The sequence below is a fragment of the Staphylococcus sp. TE8 genome, from assembly GCF_000692055.1.
In the GTDB taxonomy this organism is placed as follows: Bacteria; Bacillota; Bacilli; order Staphylococcales; family Staphylococcaceae; genus Staphylococcus; species Staphylococcus capitis.
In genome coordinates, this window is record NZ_JMGB01000001.1 from 735,841 (window position 1) to 752,890 (window position 17,050).

The following is a 17,050-nucleotide window of genomic DNA, read 5'->3' on the forward strand; positions in this document are numbered from 1 at the left end:
TCACGGAAGGAGTTCTTTTGCTATATGAGTAAATTTAAAATGATAGTTTTGGATATGGATGATACTTTAATGAACAGTGACAATGAAGTGTCAGCCGAAACTAAATCCTATTTGATAGATATTCAAGATAAAGGATATAGCGTAGTTCTAGCATCTGGTAGACCTACGGAAGGGATGATACCCGTAGCTAGAGAATTACAGTTAAATCACAACGAGAGTTTTATAATTAGCTACAACGGTGGCAAAACAATTAAAATGTCTAATGAAGAAGTTGAAGTAAGTAAACCAGTTTCTAAAGACAATTTTGATTTAATTGTAGATTATTGTAGAGAAAGAGGATTTCTAGTTTTAACGTATGATAACGGTTATATCATACATGATAGTGATCACGAATATATGAATATTGAATCTGAATTGACGGGTTTACCAATGAAAAGAGTTGAAGATATTAAATCATATATTAATCATGATGTACCTAAAGTTATGGGTGTAGATTATGTAGGTAATATTACTGAAGCACGTGTAGATCTTAATGGTTTCTTCAATGAGGACATAGATGTAACGACTAGTAAACCATATTTCTTAGAATTTATGGCTAAAGATGTCTCTAAAGGAAATGCAATCAAAGCATTATGTAAGAAAGAAAATATTAATTTAGAAGAAGTAGTAGTGTTTGGAGATAGTTTAAACGATCAATCTATGTTTGACGTAGCTGGTTATTCAGTTGCGATGGGTAATGCTAGTGAAGAACTTAAAGAAAGCGCTGATGTAGTTACCTTAGATAACAATTCAGAGGGGATTCCTCATATGTTGAAGAAATTAATCTAACTTAAAATAAAATTACTAAAAATACAGTTTTTAACATATTTAAATGGACTGGGAAGAAGAGTTATTCATACCAGTCCATTTTTGCGTTATTCCATTTTGACAATAGCTTGAGTGTTTATTTTATTTAGCAGTATGTGTCCAATCATGTTTCCCTTTATATCTTTTTATGTGTGCATAGACTTGGTCAGCAGCATAATCAAGATTAGTATATACAGTAATAGTAAAAGCTGATTGATTGTCTTCGAAGGGTTCTTCTAAAAATACATCTTTGAGATGTGTAAATAAATCATTCATTTGATCATGTTTTAAGCTAGGGTATTCCCTTAGCGTGTGCTTTAATAAGTTGCCATTTTTTTCTTCAAGGGCTTGAACCACAATGACAAAACGTTCATCTTGTTTTATAACATCATCGAATAAGTTAGTTTGTCCAACCATGTTATCCACCTCTAAACCTTTTTATTACTTATATTATACATGATTACTTTTCAACATAAAATATTCAAAGCTGTCGTAAAAGAAGTTTATTTTAAAAAAAGAATAAAGTAAATTAATGAAAGTAATAAAATACAAAGACGACAATTCTTATTAGGAATCATCGTCTTTGTAATTAATTTTTATAATTATGTGGAGTTAAATCCATTTCTTCTAATTTAACAAAATGAGTGCGTTTAATTAATTTATGCACGAAATAAATAATTGAAAGGATAATGATAGGTGCAAAGTTTCTTAAAACGCTTAATAAATCTCCAGTATTAATACTACTGTAAGAATTACCTAATAATAAAAACAATAACGTAATAATTACAATTATTGGACCTACTGGATAAAATGGTGCTTTATAAGGGAGTAATTCATCAGGATTTTTACCTTGTCTTTTAATTGCCCTACGCAATCTAATCTGAGACCATATACTAGATCCCCATACTACAATAACCATTGAACCAATGATGTTTAATAGATTAAACACAGCATTTGCATTGAAATTTGCATATATTATAACAAGTATAATAAGGATGTAGGTTGTAACTAAAGCACGCATAGGTAATTTAGTTTGTTTGTTTAATTTGCCGAAAAATTTAGGAGCCTGACCATCGGCGCTTAGAGAAAATAGCATTCTACTCGTTGTATATATACCTGAATTTGCTGCTGATAATAATGAAGTCAAAATAACTGCATTAATAACTGATGCAGCAAATGCGATTCCAATTCTATCGAATACAATAGTAAATGGACTTTGTGAGACCGATTTATGCTCATTTAATAATAATGGATCAGTATAAGGTATAATTGCAGCTATAACTGCGATAGATAACACATAGAATAATAAAATTCTCCAGAATACTTGTTTTATAGCTTTTGGCATTGATTTTTGAGGATTATTTGATTCACCTGCAGTAACAGCGACGACTTCAGTACCGCCTACAGAGAAACCAGCTACAAGTAATACGCTTAATAATCCTGATATACCCCCAACAAATGGTGCTTGACCTTTAGTATAATTATCAAAGCCGTAAGAATGACCACCTAATATACCAAATATCATTAATATACCAACAATGATGAAAACAATGATTGTTATTACCTTGATGAGTGATAACCAAAATTCAGTTTCTCCAAAAGCTTTTACTGAAAATATATTAATCAAGAAAATAAAAGTTAAAAATATTAAACTCCATGCTAGGGGACTAAGTACTTTAAATACATCCCAAAATTGGAGGACATTCGATGCCACAATAATGTCTACACTTGTTACAAGTGACCACATTCCCCAATATAACCATCCCATCGTGAAACCTAGAGATGGATCTACAAAGCGAGTTGAATAAGAACTGAATGATCCTGATACTGGGTAAAAAGTTGCTAGTTCTCCAATAGATGACATTAAAAAGTAAAGCATAATTCCTATTAGAATATAAGCTAATATAGCGCCACCGGGACCTGCTTGCGAAATCACACTAGCAGTTGCAACGAATAAACCTGTTCCGATAGCGCCACCAATTGCAATCATGGATATGTGTCTCGATTTGAGTCCACGTTTCATATTGTTATCTTCCATAAGGTGTCTCCCATCTATTTAAATATATCCACCATTTTAATCTTTTTAGGTATAGTATTCAATAACTTTTTAGCACTTTAAAGCGGAAATATTTAAAAATTTTCTGAAATTTAAATTTAATTAGGAATTGGGTTTAATTACTACTTAAAACGGGTTTATTTAAAATATATATTAGATTATAATTATTACAAATTAGAATTTGTGAGGGGGAGCTAGCCATGTCTAAACAAGATGGTAGATTAACTGGTCTATTTGGTGCACCAGTATCAGATAGAGAAAATAGTATGACAGCAGGGCCACGAGGTCCATTATTAATGCAAGATGTTTATTATTTAGAACAAATGTCACATTTTGACAGAGAAGTAATTCCAGAGCGACGTATGCACGCTAAAGGTTCTGGCGCATTTGGTACTTTTACTGTCACAAATGACATTACTCAATACACAAATGCTAAAATTTTCTCTGAAGTTGGTAAACAAACAGAAATGTTTGCACGTTTCTCAACAGTTTCAGGTGAACGTGGTGCGGCTGACTTAGAAAGAGATATACGTGGATTTGCGTTGAAATTTTATACTGAAGACGGTAACTGGGATTTAGTTGGGAATAATACACCAGTGTTCTTCTTCAGAGATCCTAAATTATTTATTAGTTTAAATCGCGCTGTTAAAAGAGATCCACGTACTAACATGAGAAGCCCTCAAAACAACTGGGATTTTTGGACTGGCATTCCAGAATCTTTACATCAAGTAACAATTTTAATGTCAGATCGTGGTATGCCTAAAGGTTTCCGTAATATGCACGGTTTCGGCTCACATACTTATTCAATGTACAATGACGCAGGTGAACGTGTATGGGTGAAATATCATTTTAGAACGCAACAAGGTATCGAAAATTATACTGATGAAGAAGCTGCTGAAATCGTAGGTGGAGATAGAGATTCATCTCAAAGGGATTTATACAATGCCATCGAACGAGGGGATTATCCTAAATGGAAAATGTATATCCAAGTGATGACAGAAGAACAAGCAAAAAATCATCCACATAATCCATTTGATTTAACTAAAGTATGGTATAAAGATGATTATCCATTAATTGAAGTAGGCGAATTTGAATTAAATCGCAATCCTGAAAACTATTTCTTAGATGTAGAACAGGCTGCATTTGCACCAACTAATATAGTACCAGGGTTAGATTTTTCTCCGGATAAAGTGCTACAAGGGAGATTATTCTCTTATGGAGATGCTCAGAGATATCGTTTAGGTGTCAATCATTGGCAAATCCCTGTCAATCAACCTAAAGGTGTTGGCGTTGAAAACTTATGTCCATTTAGTCGCGATGGGCAAATGCGTTTCTTAGATAACAACCAAGGTGGCGGTCCTCACTATTATCCAAATAACCAAGGTGTATATGATTCACAACCTGAGTTTAAAAAACCATCATTCCCTGTAGATGGTGATGGATATGAATATAACTTCCGTCAAGATGATGATAACTACTTCGAACAACCTGGTAAGTTATTCAGACTACAATCAGATGATGCTAAAGAACGTATCTTTACTAACACAGCTAATGCAATGGATGGGGTGACTGAAGACGTTAAAGTACGCCACATTCGTCATTGTTATAAAGCTGATCCTGATTATGGTAAAGGAGTAGCAAAAGCTTTAGGTATCGATATTAATCAAATTGATTTAGAAACTGAAGAAGATGAAACATACGAAAACTTTAAATAATATAATTGTAAAAGATAAGATTGCATGTTGACATCAATTATGATAAAATTTTAAATCGTAAGAATTCCTAACAACATTAGAAAGGGTGTTTAACGTGCGCGTAAATATTACTTTAGCTTGCACAGAATGTGGCGATCGTAACTATATTACAACTAAAAATAAACGTAACAATCCAGAACGTATTGAAATGAAAAAATATTGTCCTAGATTAAACAAATATACGTTACATCGTGAAACTAAATAATTTCTTATCTTTCAAATACGACAATTTGAAATTTATAGTCTCTCCTTATAATGAAATAGGAGAGACTTTTTTTATTGAAAAGATATAAATCAGGTTTAGTAGCTTTAAAATTTTTCCTTGTATAAATTAAAATTTATGTTATTCTATAAAACGTAATAATTACGATTTGTGAAAAGAGGTTAAATTAAATGGCGAAAAAATCTAAAGTAGTTAAAGAACAAAAAAGAGAAGAACTTGTAAATAAATATTATGAATTACGTAAAGAACTAAAAGCAAAAGGTGATTATGAAGCGCTTAGAAAACTCCCTAGAGATTCTTCACCTACGAGATTAACTAGAAGATGTAAAGTAACAGGACGTCCAAGAGGCGTTTTACGTAAATTTGAAATGTCTCGAATTGCTTTCAGAGAACATGCACATAAAGGTCAAATTCCTGGTGTGAAAAAATCAAGTTGGTAAAAATGAATTTATGTCTTTTGTCCATTTACATTAGTAAAAAAACAATGTACAGTTAATAAGGATAAAGAATAACTGAATAATATGTGTAAATTTAATATAATTATTCGGTTTTAAAGCGTTATCCGATTAAAATTTTTAATTGTAAGGGGCAAATTACAAAAATGAAGATTTTTGACTATGAAGATATACAATTAATACCTAATAAATGCATTGTTAACAGCCGTTCTGAATGTGATACTTCAATTAAATTTGGACCACGCACATTCAAATTACCAGTAGTTCCGGCTAACATGCAGACAGTAATGAATGAAGAGCTTGCACAATGGTTCGCACAAAATGATTATTTTTATATTATGCATCGCTTTGATGAAGAAGCTAGAATTCCATTTATTAAAAAGATGCAAGATGAGGGGCTATTCGCTTCTATTTCTGTTGGAGTAAAAGAAAATGAATTTAAATTCATTGAAGAACTTGCTTCAAAATCTTTAGTTCCAGAATATATCACAATTGATATTGCGCATGGCCATTCAGACTCAGTCATCAATATGATTAAACATATTAAAAACCACATACCTAAAAGTTTTGTTATTGCAGGAAATGTTGGAACACCTGAAGGCGTTAGAGAGCTTGAAAATGCTGGTGCTGATGCAACAAAAGTTGGTATTGGTCCAGGTCGTGTATGTATAACTAAAATTAAAACAGGATTTGGTACTGGAGGTTGGCAATTAGCTGCACTTAACATTTGTAGTAAAGCAGCTCGAAAACCTATTATTGCTGATGGTGGTTTAAGAACTCATGGTGATATAGCTAAATCAATTCGTTTTGGTGCATCAATGGTAATGATTGGTTCGTTATTCGCTGCACATGAAGAGTCACCAGGAGAAACTGTTGAACTTGAAGGTAAAAAATATAAAGAATATTTTGGAAGTGCCTCAGAATTTCAAAAAGGTGAACATAAAAATGTTGAGGGTAAAAAAATGTTTGTTGAACATAAAGGTTCACTGAAAGATACTTTAATTGAAATGCAACAAGATTTACAAAGTTCAATATCTTATGCCGGTGGAAAAGATCTAAAATCACTAAGAACTGTAGACTATGTTATCGTGAGAAACTCAATTTTCAATGGTGATAGAGACTAAGTTTAAATAGTAGGTGTAAAAAATTAAAAGATTTCTATTATTCTTTGTAGTTTTATTATGTATCATTATTTTCACACCCATTAAAGAAGCTAAGCCATTAGTAGATTTTCAAAAAGAAGTTCGACAACAAGTTGATACATGGATTAACCACGATTCAAATGTAAACGATAAATCATTATCTGTTCCTAAAAAACAAGAATTTGCACTTAGTAATATCCAAATGAATATGTCTAAGCAAGCCGTTGAAAGTAAATTAGGTCATCCAAAACGTATGACTTCTAATGAATATGGAACTAAGTGGTACACATATTATAATAAAGATTATGATAACTTTATTATGATTAGTTATATTAAAAACCACGTTAATGCCATGTACTCAAATCAAAATATTATATCTTCAAAATCTAAAATTAAGTACGCTACTCCTAAACATACTGTAAGAGAACGGTTAGGTAATCCTATAGAATATATTAGTAAAGGGCGATATCGTTTTGAGGTAAAAAATAATGAATATGATGTTTTCCATAAAGATCACATTTATACAACAGTTTTTTACGACAAACATGAAAAAAATGGAGTGACTGCATTATTACAAGTAAGTGAAAATATGGGAAATCGCTTGCGTCAACAATATGGCGTGCCATCTAGAGAATTAGAAAAAAGCTTTGAATTACAAAATTATGATTTAGTTAACTCGGAAAGAAAGCAACATGGCTTAAATACACTAAATTATTCAAGTAAAATTTCTAATACTGCTAGAAAGCATAGTAAAAATATGTCTGAAAATAACTTTTTCGATCATTCAGATAATAAAGGGGATTCTCCTTTTGATAGATTGAAAAAAGATCGTATTGATTTCAATGCGGCAGGAGAAAATCTTGCTTATGGTCAAATCAATAGTATTTATGCTCATGAAGGATTAATGAATTCACTAGGTCATAGGAAGAACATACTAAATACGCATTATCGAAATTTAGGCGTAGGTGTAGATTTTAATAAAGAGAAGCAACCATTTTGGACTGAGAATTATACAGAATAAGAGTTTATCTTAAGTAGATAAGGGTAAATTTAATTCGTAAGGATGTAGATAAACATGAAAACGAATAAAGATAAACAACCCGATATACTTGATAAAATAAAAGATGTATTAAACAAAGATTCTAAACAGAAGACAAGGTAGTTCGATAAGAACTACCTTGTCTTTTAGTATTTATATGAGATTTTTATAGAGGTCTTGATATAGGAGGGCTTAAATAGAGAGAAATTGATAGTTACATTTCTCTGTATAACCCTATGACTTTACCAACAACAATAACATTATCTAAATAAATAGGATCCATAGTACTATTTTCAGGTTGTAATCGGTAACGGTTTTTCTCCTTATAGAAGCGTTTAACAGTAGCTTCTTCGTCTTCAGTCATTGCTACTATAATGTCGCCGTTTTCAGCTATCGTTTGGCTTCTTACAATCACTTTGTCACCGTCTAGAATACCAGCTTCAATCATACTTTCTCCTACTACATTTAATATGAAAATGTCACTATTATGTGTTGAAGTTAAATGTTCAGGTAGTGGGAAATACTCTTCAATGTTTTCAACAGCTGTAATAGGAACACCGGCAGTAACTTTACCTATTACTGGTACGTGAATCGTTTCTTCAACATTAACTTCCTCTAGTTGTTCACTAACAATTTCAATAGCTCTAGGTTTAGTAGGGTCTCTTCGAATATAACCTTTTTCTTCTAATCTTGATAAATGTCCATGTACGGTTGAACTAGATGCTAAGCCCACTGCTTCGCCAATTTCTCTAACACTAGGTGGATAACCCTTAGTTTGTACAATGTGTTTAATGTAATCATAAATCTCACTTTGACGTTTAGTTAATTCTCTCATATATAGGCACTCCCTAATTTTATTTAAGTACATTATAGCATTAATTATCTTCAAAAACAAACGTTTGTTCGTTTTAGTGTTGACACAGAACATTCGTTCTGATAAATTAAATATACAAACAAACGTTCTAGGAGTGAGATTAATGTTAATTAAGACAAAACAAAAGTTTTTAATATATATAGCTGTAGTACTCATCTCTTGCATGGTTTTCCTAACATTCTTTTTAAGTGTAAATCAAAGTGCGCATTCAGAACAAACGTACGAAATGACAGATCATGAAATTCATCAACAGGATAATAATAAATCAAACTATAAAGTTGAAGACAAACAAAATAGCGAACAAAATGACACTTCAGTGTTCGCTTTAGTTAATTAGTAATTTATTAAAAATATGATGAGTAAGTATTGTTAATGAGCGTAACTATTTGGTTACGTTCATTTTTTTGATATATTCTACACAAGAATTTAAAGTAGGAAATCATATATATTTTAAGAGTCTTACACATTTTGTTTTAAAATTAACAAGGAGCGTGACGATAATGTCTAAGGAAGATTTAAATATAGATAGAATCAATGAGCTAGCTAAAAAGAAAAAAGAAAAAGGTTTAACAGAAGAGGAAGCTAAGGAACAATCTAAATTAAGAAAGCAATATTTAGATTCATTTAGAAAAGGGTTCAAGCAACAGCTTGAAAATACTAAAGTAATAGATCCTGAAGGAAATGATGTTACACCTGAAAAGCTTAAAAAAATTCAATCTGAGAAAAACAATAAATAATGGAAGAAGGTTGTTCAAGGTAGTTCTTGAACAATTTGTATGAGCTGATTTATCAGATTTTTCTTTATCATTTTAATTTAAAATAAGTTATAATTATATTTAGATATTATTTAAGAAGGGAAGACACAACGATGTTTAACGAAAAAGACCAATTGGCTATCGATACAATACGTGCACTAAGTATTGATGCTATCGAAAAAGCAAATTCAGGACACCCTGGTTTACCAATGGGAGCTGCCCCTATGGCGTATACATTATGGACACGTCATCTTAATTTTAACCCCCAATCTAAAGATTATTTTAATAGAGATAGATTCATTCTTTCAGCAGGACATGGCTCTGCTTTACTATATAGTTTATTACATGTATCAGGTAGTTTAGAATTAGAAGAACTAAAACAATTTAGACAGTGGGGTTCTAAAACTCCAGGTCATCCAGAGTTTAGACATACAGATGGAGTAGAAGTAACAACTGGGCCACTAGGTCAAGGATTCGCAATGTCAGTGGGAATGGCACTTGCTGAAGATCACTTAGCCGGTAAATTTAATAAAGATAATTTTAATATGGTTGATCATTACACATACGTTTTAGCTTCAGATGGAGATTTAATGGAAGGTATTTCACATGAAGCTGCTTCATTTGCGGGCCATAATCAATTAGATAAGTTAATCGTTTTATACGACTCTAATGATATTTCACTTGACGGTGATTTAAATAAATCATTCTCAGAAAATACACAATCTAGATTTGAAGCATATGGTTGGAATTATATTTTAGTTAAAGATGGCAATGATTTAGAAGAAATTGATAATGCTATTAATAAAGCTAAATCACAACAAGGCCCAACTATTATTGAAGTTAAAACTGTTATCGGTTTTGGTTCCCCAAATAAAGCTGGTTCAAATGGAGTACATGGCGCTCCGCTAGGTGAAGATGAAAGAAAACTTACTTTTGAAGCTTATGGACTTGATCCTGAACAACGATTCAATGTACCTGAAGAGGTTTATGAAATCTTCCAAACTTCCATGTTAAAACGTGCTAACGAAAATGAAGATGCTTGGAAAGCTAAATTAGAAGATTATAGCAAAGAATATCCTGAATTAGCAGAAGAATTTAAGTTAGCAATTAGTGGTAAATTACCTCAAAACTATGAAAAAGAGTTACCTAAATATGATTTAGATCATAAAGGAGCATCTAGAGCAGATTCTGGAGAAATTATTCAAAAACTTAGTCAAACAGTACCATCATTCTTTGGGGGTTCTGCTGATTTAGCAGGGTCTAATAAATCTAATGTCAAAGAAGCTAAAGATTATGATAAAGAAACACCAGAAGGTAAAAATGTATGGTTTGGTGTACGTGAATTTGCGATGGGTGCAGCAGTGAACGGAATGGCTGCTCATGGCGGATTACATCCTTATGCAGCGACATTCTTCGTATTTAGTGATTACTTAAAACCTGCATTACGTTTATCAGCTATCATGGGTCTTAACTCAACATTTATCTTTACACATGATTCAATAGCTGTAGGTGAAGATGGTCCAACACACGAACCAATAGAACAATTAGCGGGCTTACGTGCTATTCCGAATATGAATGTTATTCGACCTGCAGATGGTAATGAAACACGTGTAGCATGGGAAGTAGCATTAGAATCAGAACAAACACCAACTTCTCTAGTTTTAACACGTCAAAACTTACCAACATTAGATATTGCTGAAGAAACGGTAGAAGCGGGAGTTCGTAAAGGAGCTTACGTAGTATTTGAATCAGAGAAAGATCCTGAATACTTATTATTAGCATCTGGTTCAGAAGTTAGTTTAGCAGTAGAAGCTGCCAAAGATTTAGACAAACAAGGTAAAGGTGTTAGAGTTGTATCAATGCCAAACTGGTTTGCATTTGATAAACAATCAGATGATTATAAAGAATCAGTATTACCATCCTCAATTACTAAGCGTGTAGCAATTGAAATGGCATCTCCATTAGGTTGGCATAAATATGTTGGAACAGAAGGCAAAGTCATTGGTATTGATGGCTTTGGCGCAAGCGCACCTGGTGATTTAGTAGTTGAAAAATATGGATTTACTAAAGAAAATATATTAAATCAAATTCGCACATTCTAATATCTTAAATTATTAATAATTAGAGAAGGGTTACTAGCTCAAGTTTATTAGCTAGTAGCCTTTTATTTTATATAAGTTTAATAGTCAATTTGTTAAGAAAAACAAATATTTGTTATCATTGCTAATGGTAGGTATTAGTTATCACTTTAAAGTGCCTCTTGAAATAACAAAGTGAATTTAGTAAAATTCAGTAGGATAAAGAAAGTGGGTGAAACAATGGCAACTTGGTTAGCAATAATTTTAATCATTTTAGCACTTATCGTAGGATTAATCGGTGGTTTCTTTTTAGCAAGAAAATATATGATGGATTACCTCAAAAAAAACCCACCTATCAATGAAGAAATGCTACGTATGATGATGATGCAAATGGGTCAAAAACCATCTCAAAAGAAAATCAATCAAATGATGACAATGATGAACAAAAATATGGACCAAAACATGAAAGGCAAATAAAGCCTATAAGTTCAGGCGTCACAGTGTTTACAATAACCACTGTGACGCTTTTTTATTACTTATTAAGATATGATGATTAATTTTATTTATGAATTAGTAATTTTTAAAGGCAAGTTTTGTAATGATTGATTAAAATATATTGTAAATCGTAACTTAAAAACAAAAGAGTATTAAAAAAGTTAAAATTATTAAGTTACATAGCAATAAGTTTGGTTTACTATTTAATTGGGGGCGGTAAATAATGACAAGTCGTAATAAGGAATTACTCAAATTAGGTTTTAATATAGTAAACTTAACTATCTATATCGTTTTAATCTATTTATTAATTAAATTATAGACGGTTTACTTATATATTAGTGATCAAACCTTTAATAGCTCATGCCTTAGCAAAAAATAATTTGCTAAGGCATTTTTAAAACTGTATGGAAACTTAAATTAGTTATTGATAAAACTGGTTTTTAAATCTTTAGAATTTTAGAAAGTTTAAAGTAGTCATTGATATAAGGATAGTGATATACTATCATATGATGAATTAAGAGTATTAAGTTTATGTCATAAGAAGGTGTCAAATTGGCTTATTTAATTTTCTCTATTGTCGTTGCTTTTTTAATGGGCGCAGTAGTAATTGTAATAAGAATGAAAGCACAAAAGTTTCCAGTTAATGAGAAAAAAATCATTTTACCTCCATTCTTTATGGCTACTGGGGCTTTAATGTATATTATTCCATATTTCAGATTAACAGGTATGGAAATGTTAGAATCACTAATTTTAGGTGTACTATTCTCAACTGTTTTAATTTTCACATCAAGATTTGAAGTCAAAGGCAGTGAAATTTACATGAAGCGTTCTAAGGCATTTCCAGTAATTTTAATTTCGTTATTAGTTATTAGAACTATTATTAAAATCTTTATTAGCAATGAAATTAACCCAGGTGAAATAGCTGGTATGTTTTTCTTACTAGCGTTTTGTATGATTGTACCTTGGAGATTAGCAATGTTTTATAAATATAAAAAGTTAAAAAAATCACTAGTTAAGTAGTGTATTGGCCACTTGTCATATTATTTGATGAGTGGCATTTTTTACTTGAAAGTTGATATTAAGAATAATAAAATATAAATACGAACAAATGTTCTTCTTAGGAGGATGATTATGAAAATTATACATACTGCTGATTGGCATCTTGGTAGAATCTTGAATGGTAAACAGTTATTAGATGATCAAAAATATGTATTAACTAAATTTATTAATCATATGGAAAAAGAAAAACCTGATGTCATAGTTATAGCAGGTGACTTATATGACACCTCTTATCCGAGTAAAGAAACTATGAGTTTACTTGAAAATACAATTGCAGAGTTAAATATAAGACTTCAAATACCTGTAATTATGATTAGTGGGAATCATGATGGAAAAGAAAGATTGAATTATGGGTCATCATGGTTTGAACATAATCATTTGTTTATAAGAACCAAACTTAAGGATATACATAAACCTATAGAAATAAACGGGGTGCAATTTTTTGCTTTACCTTTTGCGACAATAAGTGAAGTACAACACTTTTTCGAAGATAAAGAAATCAATACTCATCAACAGGCTTTAAATCGCTGCATAGAATATATGTCTCAAAATATAGATGAAAATAAAGTGAGTATTTTAATTGGTCATTTAACTATTAAAGGTGGTAAAACATCTGATTCAGAGCGACCTTTAACTATAGGAACTGTAGAGTCAGTTGAAAGACAGTCATTTGATCAATTTGAGTATGTTATGTTAGGGCATCTACATCATCCTTTTAGTGTAAATGAAAAAAACATTAAATATAGCGGCTCATTACTACAATATTCATTCTCTGAAGTGAATCAAGCAAAAGGTTATCGCATAGTTAATATCGATGAAGTTAATCATGTAGAAGATACATTTAAATCTATTGAACCTTTAAGAGAATTAGAGGTTATAGATGGGGATTATGATGATGTTATTGAAGAACGAGTTTCTGTGAAAAATAAAGATAATTATTTTCATTTTAAACTCACTAATATGTCACATATTAATGATCCAATGATGAAACTTAAACAAATTTATCCTAATACATTAGCATTAACTAATAATACATTCGAACATATTGAAGAGTTTAATAATGTAGAGATAAAGAAACAAGATGATCAATCTATAATTAAGTCGTTTTATGAATCAATGACTAAAGAGGAAATTAGCGAAACTCAATCTAATAAGATAGCTGAAATTTTAAATAATATTATGAGAAAGGAAGTCTAATAAATGAAACCATTAAATTTGAAGTTAAACAATTTTGGACCCTTTCTTAATGAGACAATAAATTTTAGTCAAATTGAAAATAATGAACTTTTTCTAATAAGTGGTAAAACCGGGTCTGGTAAGACAATGATTTTTGATGCTATTGTGTATTCATTATTTGGAGAAGCTTCAACTAAAAATAGAAAAGAGGGTGACTTAAGAAGTCATTTTGCTAGTGGTAAAGAACCTATGAGTGTGACATATGAATTTAAACTAAATAATCAAATATTTAAAATTCACAGGGAAGCTCCTTTTATTAAAGAAGGTAATACTACTAAAACTCAAGCAAAACTTGATATTTATGAGTTAATTGATGATGTTTATGAACTAAGAGAAAGTAGAGTCAATGCAGGTAACCAATTTATCACTCAAATTATGGGCGTGAACGCTGAACAATTTAGACAATTATTCATTTTGCCTCAAGGTGAATTTAAAAAGTTCCTACAATCAAATAGTAAAGAAAAACAATCTATTTTAAGAACGTTATTTAATAGTGAAAGATTTGAAGAAATACAAAAGTATTTAGTAGAAAGCGTTAAAAATGAAAAATTACAAATAGAAAATAGATATAATGAAATAGATTACTTATGGAATGAACTTGCTACGTTTGAAGATGATTATTTACTTAAAATAAAAAATATAGAGAGCTCGCAAACCGAGAAAATTTTAGAACGTTTACCAAAATTTATAAATCACGGTAAAAAAATATTATCTAACTATAAAAAGCGAAAAGATATGTTGGACCACGAAGTTGAAAAAGTTACAAATGAATATACATTTAGTAAAGAGTTGAACCAAAATATAAACTCTCTAGAAGAGAAAAAGAAATCATTCGAACTCCTCAAACAAAATCAAGATAGTATTGATCATCTTAAGGTTGAACTAAAGAAAATAAGAGAATCTAATGTTTTGATTAATTATTTCAAAAGGCAAAAAGTTGTTAATAAAGAGATTGAGGAATTAGAGACTGAAATCACTAAATCAAAATCTAAAGAAGAAGAATACGAAACTCAAATTAATAATGTAGAAAAGACTCTTAAATCTTTAGAATCAGAAGCACCAGAAGTTAACAAAGCTAACAAATATCTTGAACAAACTTATAATTTTTACAATAATCTTGATGATTATATTAAAGTCTTTGAGCAAAAGCCTATTTATCATGAGGAATTAAATAAGTTAGAAAAAAAGTATTCCGATTCAAAAGAGCAAAAAGAAAATCTTCTGAATCAAGCTAAAGGAAAATCAAGAAATTATGAAATAGTTGATCAATATATAGATGAGATAAATAAAATCAAAACTTTAATCGATGATACTGAAAGGTATTTGAAAAGTGAAGAACAAGTTCGGAAAATTAAACAAGAACAATCTGAAAATGTAAGACAAATTAAAGATTTAAAAGACAAATATGCAAACTTAGAGCATATCATTTCACAGGTTGATGCAACTAATATTGATTTAAACAATAAGGAGACATTTGTTAAAGAAATTCAAACGGCTCTTTCAATTGGAGATACATGTCCAGTTTGTGGTAACGAGATTCATTCACTTGGAGAACATATTAATTTTGATTTGATTGCTCAAAATAAAAAGCATTTAAAAGAGCTTGAGGATAGTAAAATCTCCATCAATGAGAATATCATTAGGTTAGAAAGTAAAAATGAAGAATTGACTAAACGAAAAGAGGACATCAATTTTAAAGATCAAGAAATTCAAGATTTAGATGAACTTAAATCGAAGTTAGAAGAGATAGAGAATGCTAAAAGGCTTCAACAAAAAGAAAATAAATTTTTAGAGTCAATTAATGAAGAAGAGAAGAATTTAAATCAAAATCTTCATACATTTGAGCTAGACCTAAATAATAAAAAAGCGCAACTTGAACAATTAGATATTAAATTAAATGATTTTAAGAGAAATACACAGTTTGAATCGTGTACATCATTTAAGCAGTACTACGAGAATAAAAAGCAAGAGACTCAAACTTTTAATGAGCGTAAAGAAACTATAAAAGACCAACTAAATGAACTTAAGAATAACTTAAATATAGAGTCAACTAATGTTAGGCATTACAATCAAAATTTAGAAGCTAGAGTTGAAGAAGAAAATCAGCTTACTATTAACATTAAAGATGAGATGAATCGAAATGGTTTCGAAACTTATGAAGAAATTGAAGAAGCAATAAGTTTAAGTGAAAATAAAAGTAATATTGAAGAAAAAATTAATGACTATAACAAACAGTATCAAACCTATGAGATTGAGATTAGCCAATTGGAAAAACTTGTTGACGGTAGAGAACTTACTAATTTAGAAGATATTGAAACGCATCTAAAAACAAAAAAACAAGCATTAGAGCAAATTAATTCAGAAGTTGCAACAATAGCATATAAGCAAGAAGCAAATATAAAAAATATTGATAAAATTGAAGACTTAATCAATACATTAAATGAAGAATTAAAAGAGCAAAAAGAGATATTTTTACTAACGGAAATTCTCTCAGGCAAAAATAGTCATAAACTAACACTAGAAAATTATGTGCTCATTTATTACTTAGAAAAAATTATCTTTCAAGCTAATCAACGTCTATTAACAATGAGTGGAAATAGGTATCAATTGATAAGAAGAGAAGCTATTTCTCAGGGCTTCAGTGGTCTTGAAATAGATGTATTTGATTTTCATTCTAATAAGTCTAGACATATTAGTTCTCTTTCTGGAGGGGAAACATTCCAAGCTTCTCTTGCATTAGCATTAGGTTTAAGTGAGATTGTTCAACAAGAATCTGGTGGCATTAATTTAGAATCAATGTTTGTTGATGAGGGATTTGGTACATTGGATCAAGAAACATTAGAAACTGCCCTTGATACTCTCATTAACTTGAAATCTTCCGGTAGAATGGTGGGAATTATTTCACATGTAAGTGAACTAAAACAGAGAATACCACTTATTTTAGAGGTATCTACTAACCAGTATCAAAGCCAAACTAGATTTAAAAGAAATTAGTAATATACAAAACAGCCGTTATGAGATAATCATAACGACTGTTT

The 17,050-nt window shown here is 30.5% G+C and carries 16 protein-coding genes; 13 read left to right on the forward strand and 3 right to left on the reverse strand.

Annotated features, from left to right (window positions below):
* Positions 1–24: 24 nt before the first annotated feature.
* Complete coding sequence (locus tag CM54_RS03560) at positions 25–828, forward strand: Cof-type HAD-IIB family hydrolase (protein WP_037548928.1); 804 nt, start codon at positions 25–27, stop codon at positions 826–828.
* A 120-nt stretch (positions 829–948) separates the two neighbouring features.
* Here CM54_RS03560 and CM54_RS03565 read toward each other — a convergent pair whose 3' ends face one another.
* Both CM54_RS03565 and CM54_RS03570 read right to left on the reverse strand, forming a co-directional pair.
* Positions 949–1,263 carry a hypothetical protein gene (locus CM54_RS03565; protein ID WP_002433981.1) on the reverse strand — a complete coding sequence of 105 codons (315 nt, stop codon included), beginning with the start codon at positions 1,261–1,263 and terminating at the stop codon, positions 949–951.
* Positions 1,264–1,435: 172 nt separating this feature from the next.
* Positions 1,436–2,884 carry an amino acid permease gene (locus tag CM54_RS03570; protein ID WP_037548932.1) on the reverse strand — a complete coding sequence of 483 codons (1,449 nt, stop codon included), beginning with the start codon at positions 2,882–2,884 and terminating at the stop codon, positions 1,436–1,438.
* A gap of 218 nt (positions 2,885–3,102) precedes the next feature.
* On the opposite strand from CM54_RS03570, the gene CM54_RS03575 reads away from it, so the two are divergent.
* The 5 genes from CM54_RS03575 to CM54_RS03595 all read left to right on the forward strand — a co-directional run bounded on the left by CM54_RS03575 (position 3,103) and on the right by CM54_RS03595 (position 7,497).
* A complete protein-coding gene (locus tag CM54_RS03575) occupies positions 3,103–4,617 on the forward strand; it encodes a catalase (protein WP_037548939.1) in 1,515 nt (504 codons plus the stop codon).
* Between the two features lie 94 nt (positions 4,618–4,711).
* Positions 4,712–4,861, forward strand: coding sequence for a 50S ribosomal protein L33 (gene rpmG / locus CM54_RS03580; RefSeq protein WP_001831295.1), 150 nt, complete (start codon positions 4,712–4,714; stop codon positions 4,859–4,861).
* Between the two features lie 188 nt (positions 4,862–5,049).
* Positions 5,050–5,319, forward strand: a complete 270-nt coding sequence (rpsN, locus tag CM54_RS03585) for a 30S ribosomal protein S14 (protein WP_002433763.1) — start codon at positions 5,050–5,052, stop codon at positions 5,317–5,319.
* 161 nt (positions 5,320–5,480) lie between these two features.
* Complete coding sequence (gene guaC / locus CM54_RS03590; RefSeq protein ID WP_023350332.1) at positions 5,481–6,458, forward strand: GMP reductase; 978 nt, start codon at positions 5,481–5,483, stop codon at positions 6,456–6,458.
* A 22-nt stretch (positions 6,459–6,480) separates the two neighbouring features.
* Positions 6,481–7,497 (forward strand): CAP domain-containing protein, encoded by a 1,017-nt coding sequence (locus CM54_RS03595; RefSeq protein ID WP_197018898.1) that lies wholly within the window; start codon positions 6,481–6,483, stop codon positions 7,495–7,497.
* Positions 7,498–7,729: 232 nt separating this feature from the next.
* On the opposite strand, the gene lexA is transcribed toward CM54_RS03595, so the two are convergent.
* Entirely contained in the window at positions 7,730–8,350 is a 621-nt protein-coding gene (gene lexA / locus CM54_RS03600) for a transcriptional repressor LexA (RefSeq protein WP_002433936.1), read from the reverse strand.
* Positions 8,351–8,492: 142 nt separating this feature from the next.
* Between lexA and sosA the strand changes: the two genes are divergently transcribed.
* From sosA to sbcC, 7 genes are all read left to right on the forward strand, one after another.
* Positions 8,493–8,726, forward strand: a complete 234-nt coding sequence (sosA, locus tag CM54_RS03605) for a DNA damage-induced cell division inhibitor SosA (protein ID WP_023350330.1) — start codon at positions 8,493–8,495, stop codon at positions 8,724–8,726.
* A gap of 163 nt (positions 8,727–8,889) precedes the next feature.
* Positions 8,890–9,126: a DUF896 domain-containing protein gene (locus CM54_RS03610; protein ID WP_002433819.1), complete on the forward strand. Its 237-nt coding sequence runs from the start codon at positions 8,890–8,892 to the stop codon at positions 9,124–9,126.
* A gap of 131 nt (positions 9,127–9,257) precedes the next feature.
* Complete coding sequence (gene tkt / locus CM54_RS03615) at positions 9,258–11,246, forward strand: transketolase (protein WP_002433588.1); 1,989 nt, start codon at positions 9,258–9,260, stop codon at positions 11,244–11,246.
* Between the two features lie 216 nt (positions 11,247–11,462).
* The gene (locus tag CM54_RS03620) at positions 11,463–11,699 is read left to right on the forward strand and encodes a YneF family protein (protein ID WP_016898133.1); all 237 of its coding nucleotides are present in this window, start codon (positions 11,463–11,465) and stop codon (positions 11,697–11,699) included.
* A 570-nt stretch (positions 11,700–12,269) separates the two neighbouring features.
* Positions 12,270–12,737 carry a CcdC family protein gene (locus tag CM54_RS03625; protein WP_002433613.1) on the forward strand — a complete coding sequence of 156 codons (468 nt, stop codon included), beginning with the start codon at positions 12,270–12,272 and terminating at the stop codon, positions 12,735–12,737.
* Positions 12,738–12,848: 111 nt separating this feature from the next.
* Positions 12,849–13,973, forward strand: a complete 1,125-nt coding sequence (sbcD, locus tag CM54_RS03630) for an exonuclease subunit SbcD (protein ID WP_037548947.1) — start codon at positions 12,849–12,851, stop codon at positions 13,971–13,973.
* 3 nt (positions 13,974–13,976) lie between these two features.
* Complete coding sequence (gene sbcC, locus CM54_RS03635) at positions 13,977–17,006, forward strand: exonuclease subunit SbcC (RefSeq protein WP_037548949.1); 3,030 nt, start codon at positions 13,977–13,979, stop codon at positions 17,004–17,006.
* Positions 17,007–17,050 lie beyond the last annotated feature (44 nt).

Excerpts from the sequence above, each read along its gene's own strand:
- CM54_RS03560 (WP_037548928.1), top strand. The coding sequence starts at position 25 with ATGAGTAAATTTAAAATGATAGTTTTGGATATGGATGATACTTTAATG.
- CM54_RS03565 (WP_002433981.1), bottom strand. The coding sequence starts at position 1,263 with ATGGTTGGACAAACTAACTTATTCGATGATGTTATAAAACAAGATGAA.
- CM54_RS03570 (WP_037548932.1), bottom strand. The coding sequence starts at position 2,884 with ATGGAAGATAACAATATGAAACGTGGACTCAAATCGAGACACATATCC.
- CM54_RS03575 (WP_037548939.1), top strand. The coding sequence starts at position 3,103 with ATGTCTAAACAAGATGGTAGATTAACTGGTCTATTTGGTGCACCAGTA.
- rpsN (WP_002433763.1), top strand. The coding sequence starts at position 5,050 with ATGGCGAAAAAATCTAAAGTAGTTAAAGAACAAAAAAGAGAAGAACTT.
- guaC (WP_023350332.1), top strand. The coding sequence starts at position 5,481 with ATGAAGATTTTTGACTATGAAGATATACAATTAATACCTAATAAATGC.
- lexA (WP_002433936.1), bottom strand. The coding sequence starts at position 8,350 with ATGAGAGAATTAACTAAACGTCAAAGTGAGATTTATGATTACATTAAA.
- sosA (WP_023350330.1), top strand. The coding sequence starts at position 8,493 with ATGTTAATTAAGACAAAACAAAAGTTTTTAATATATATAGCTGTAGTA.
- CM54_RS03610 (WP_002433819.1), top strand. The coding sequence starts at position 8,890 with ATGTCTAAGGAAGATTTAAATATAGATAGAATCAATGAGCTAGCTAAA.
- tkt (WP_002433588.1), top strand. The coding sequence starts at position 9,258 with ATGTTTAACGAAAAAGACCAATTGGCTATCGATACAATACGTGCACTA.
- CM54_RS03620 (WP_016898133.1), top strand. The coding sequence starts at position 11,463 with ATGGCAACTTGGTTAGCAATAATTTTAATCATTTTAGCACTTATCGTA.
- sbcD (WP_037548947.1), top strand. The coding sequence starts at position 12,849 with ATGAAAATTATACATACTGCTGATTGGCATCTTGGTAGAATCTTGAAT.
- sbcC (WP_037548949.1), top strand. The coding sequence starts at position 13,977 with ATGAAACCATTAAATTTGAAGTTAAACAATTTTGGACCCTTTCTTAAT.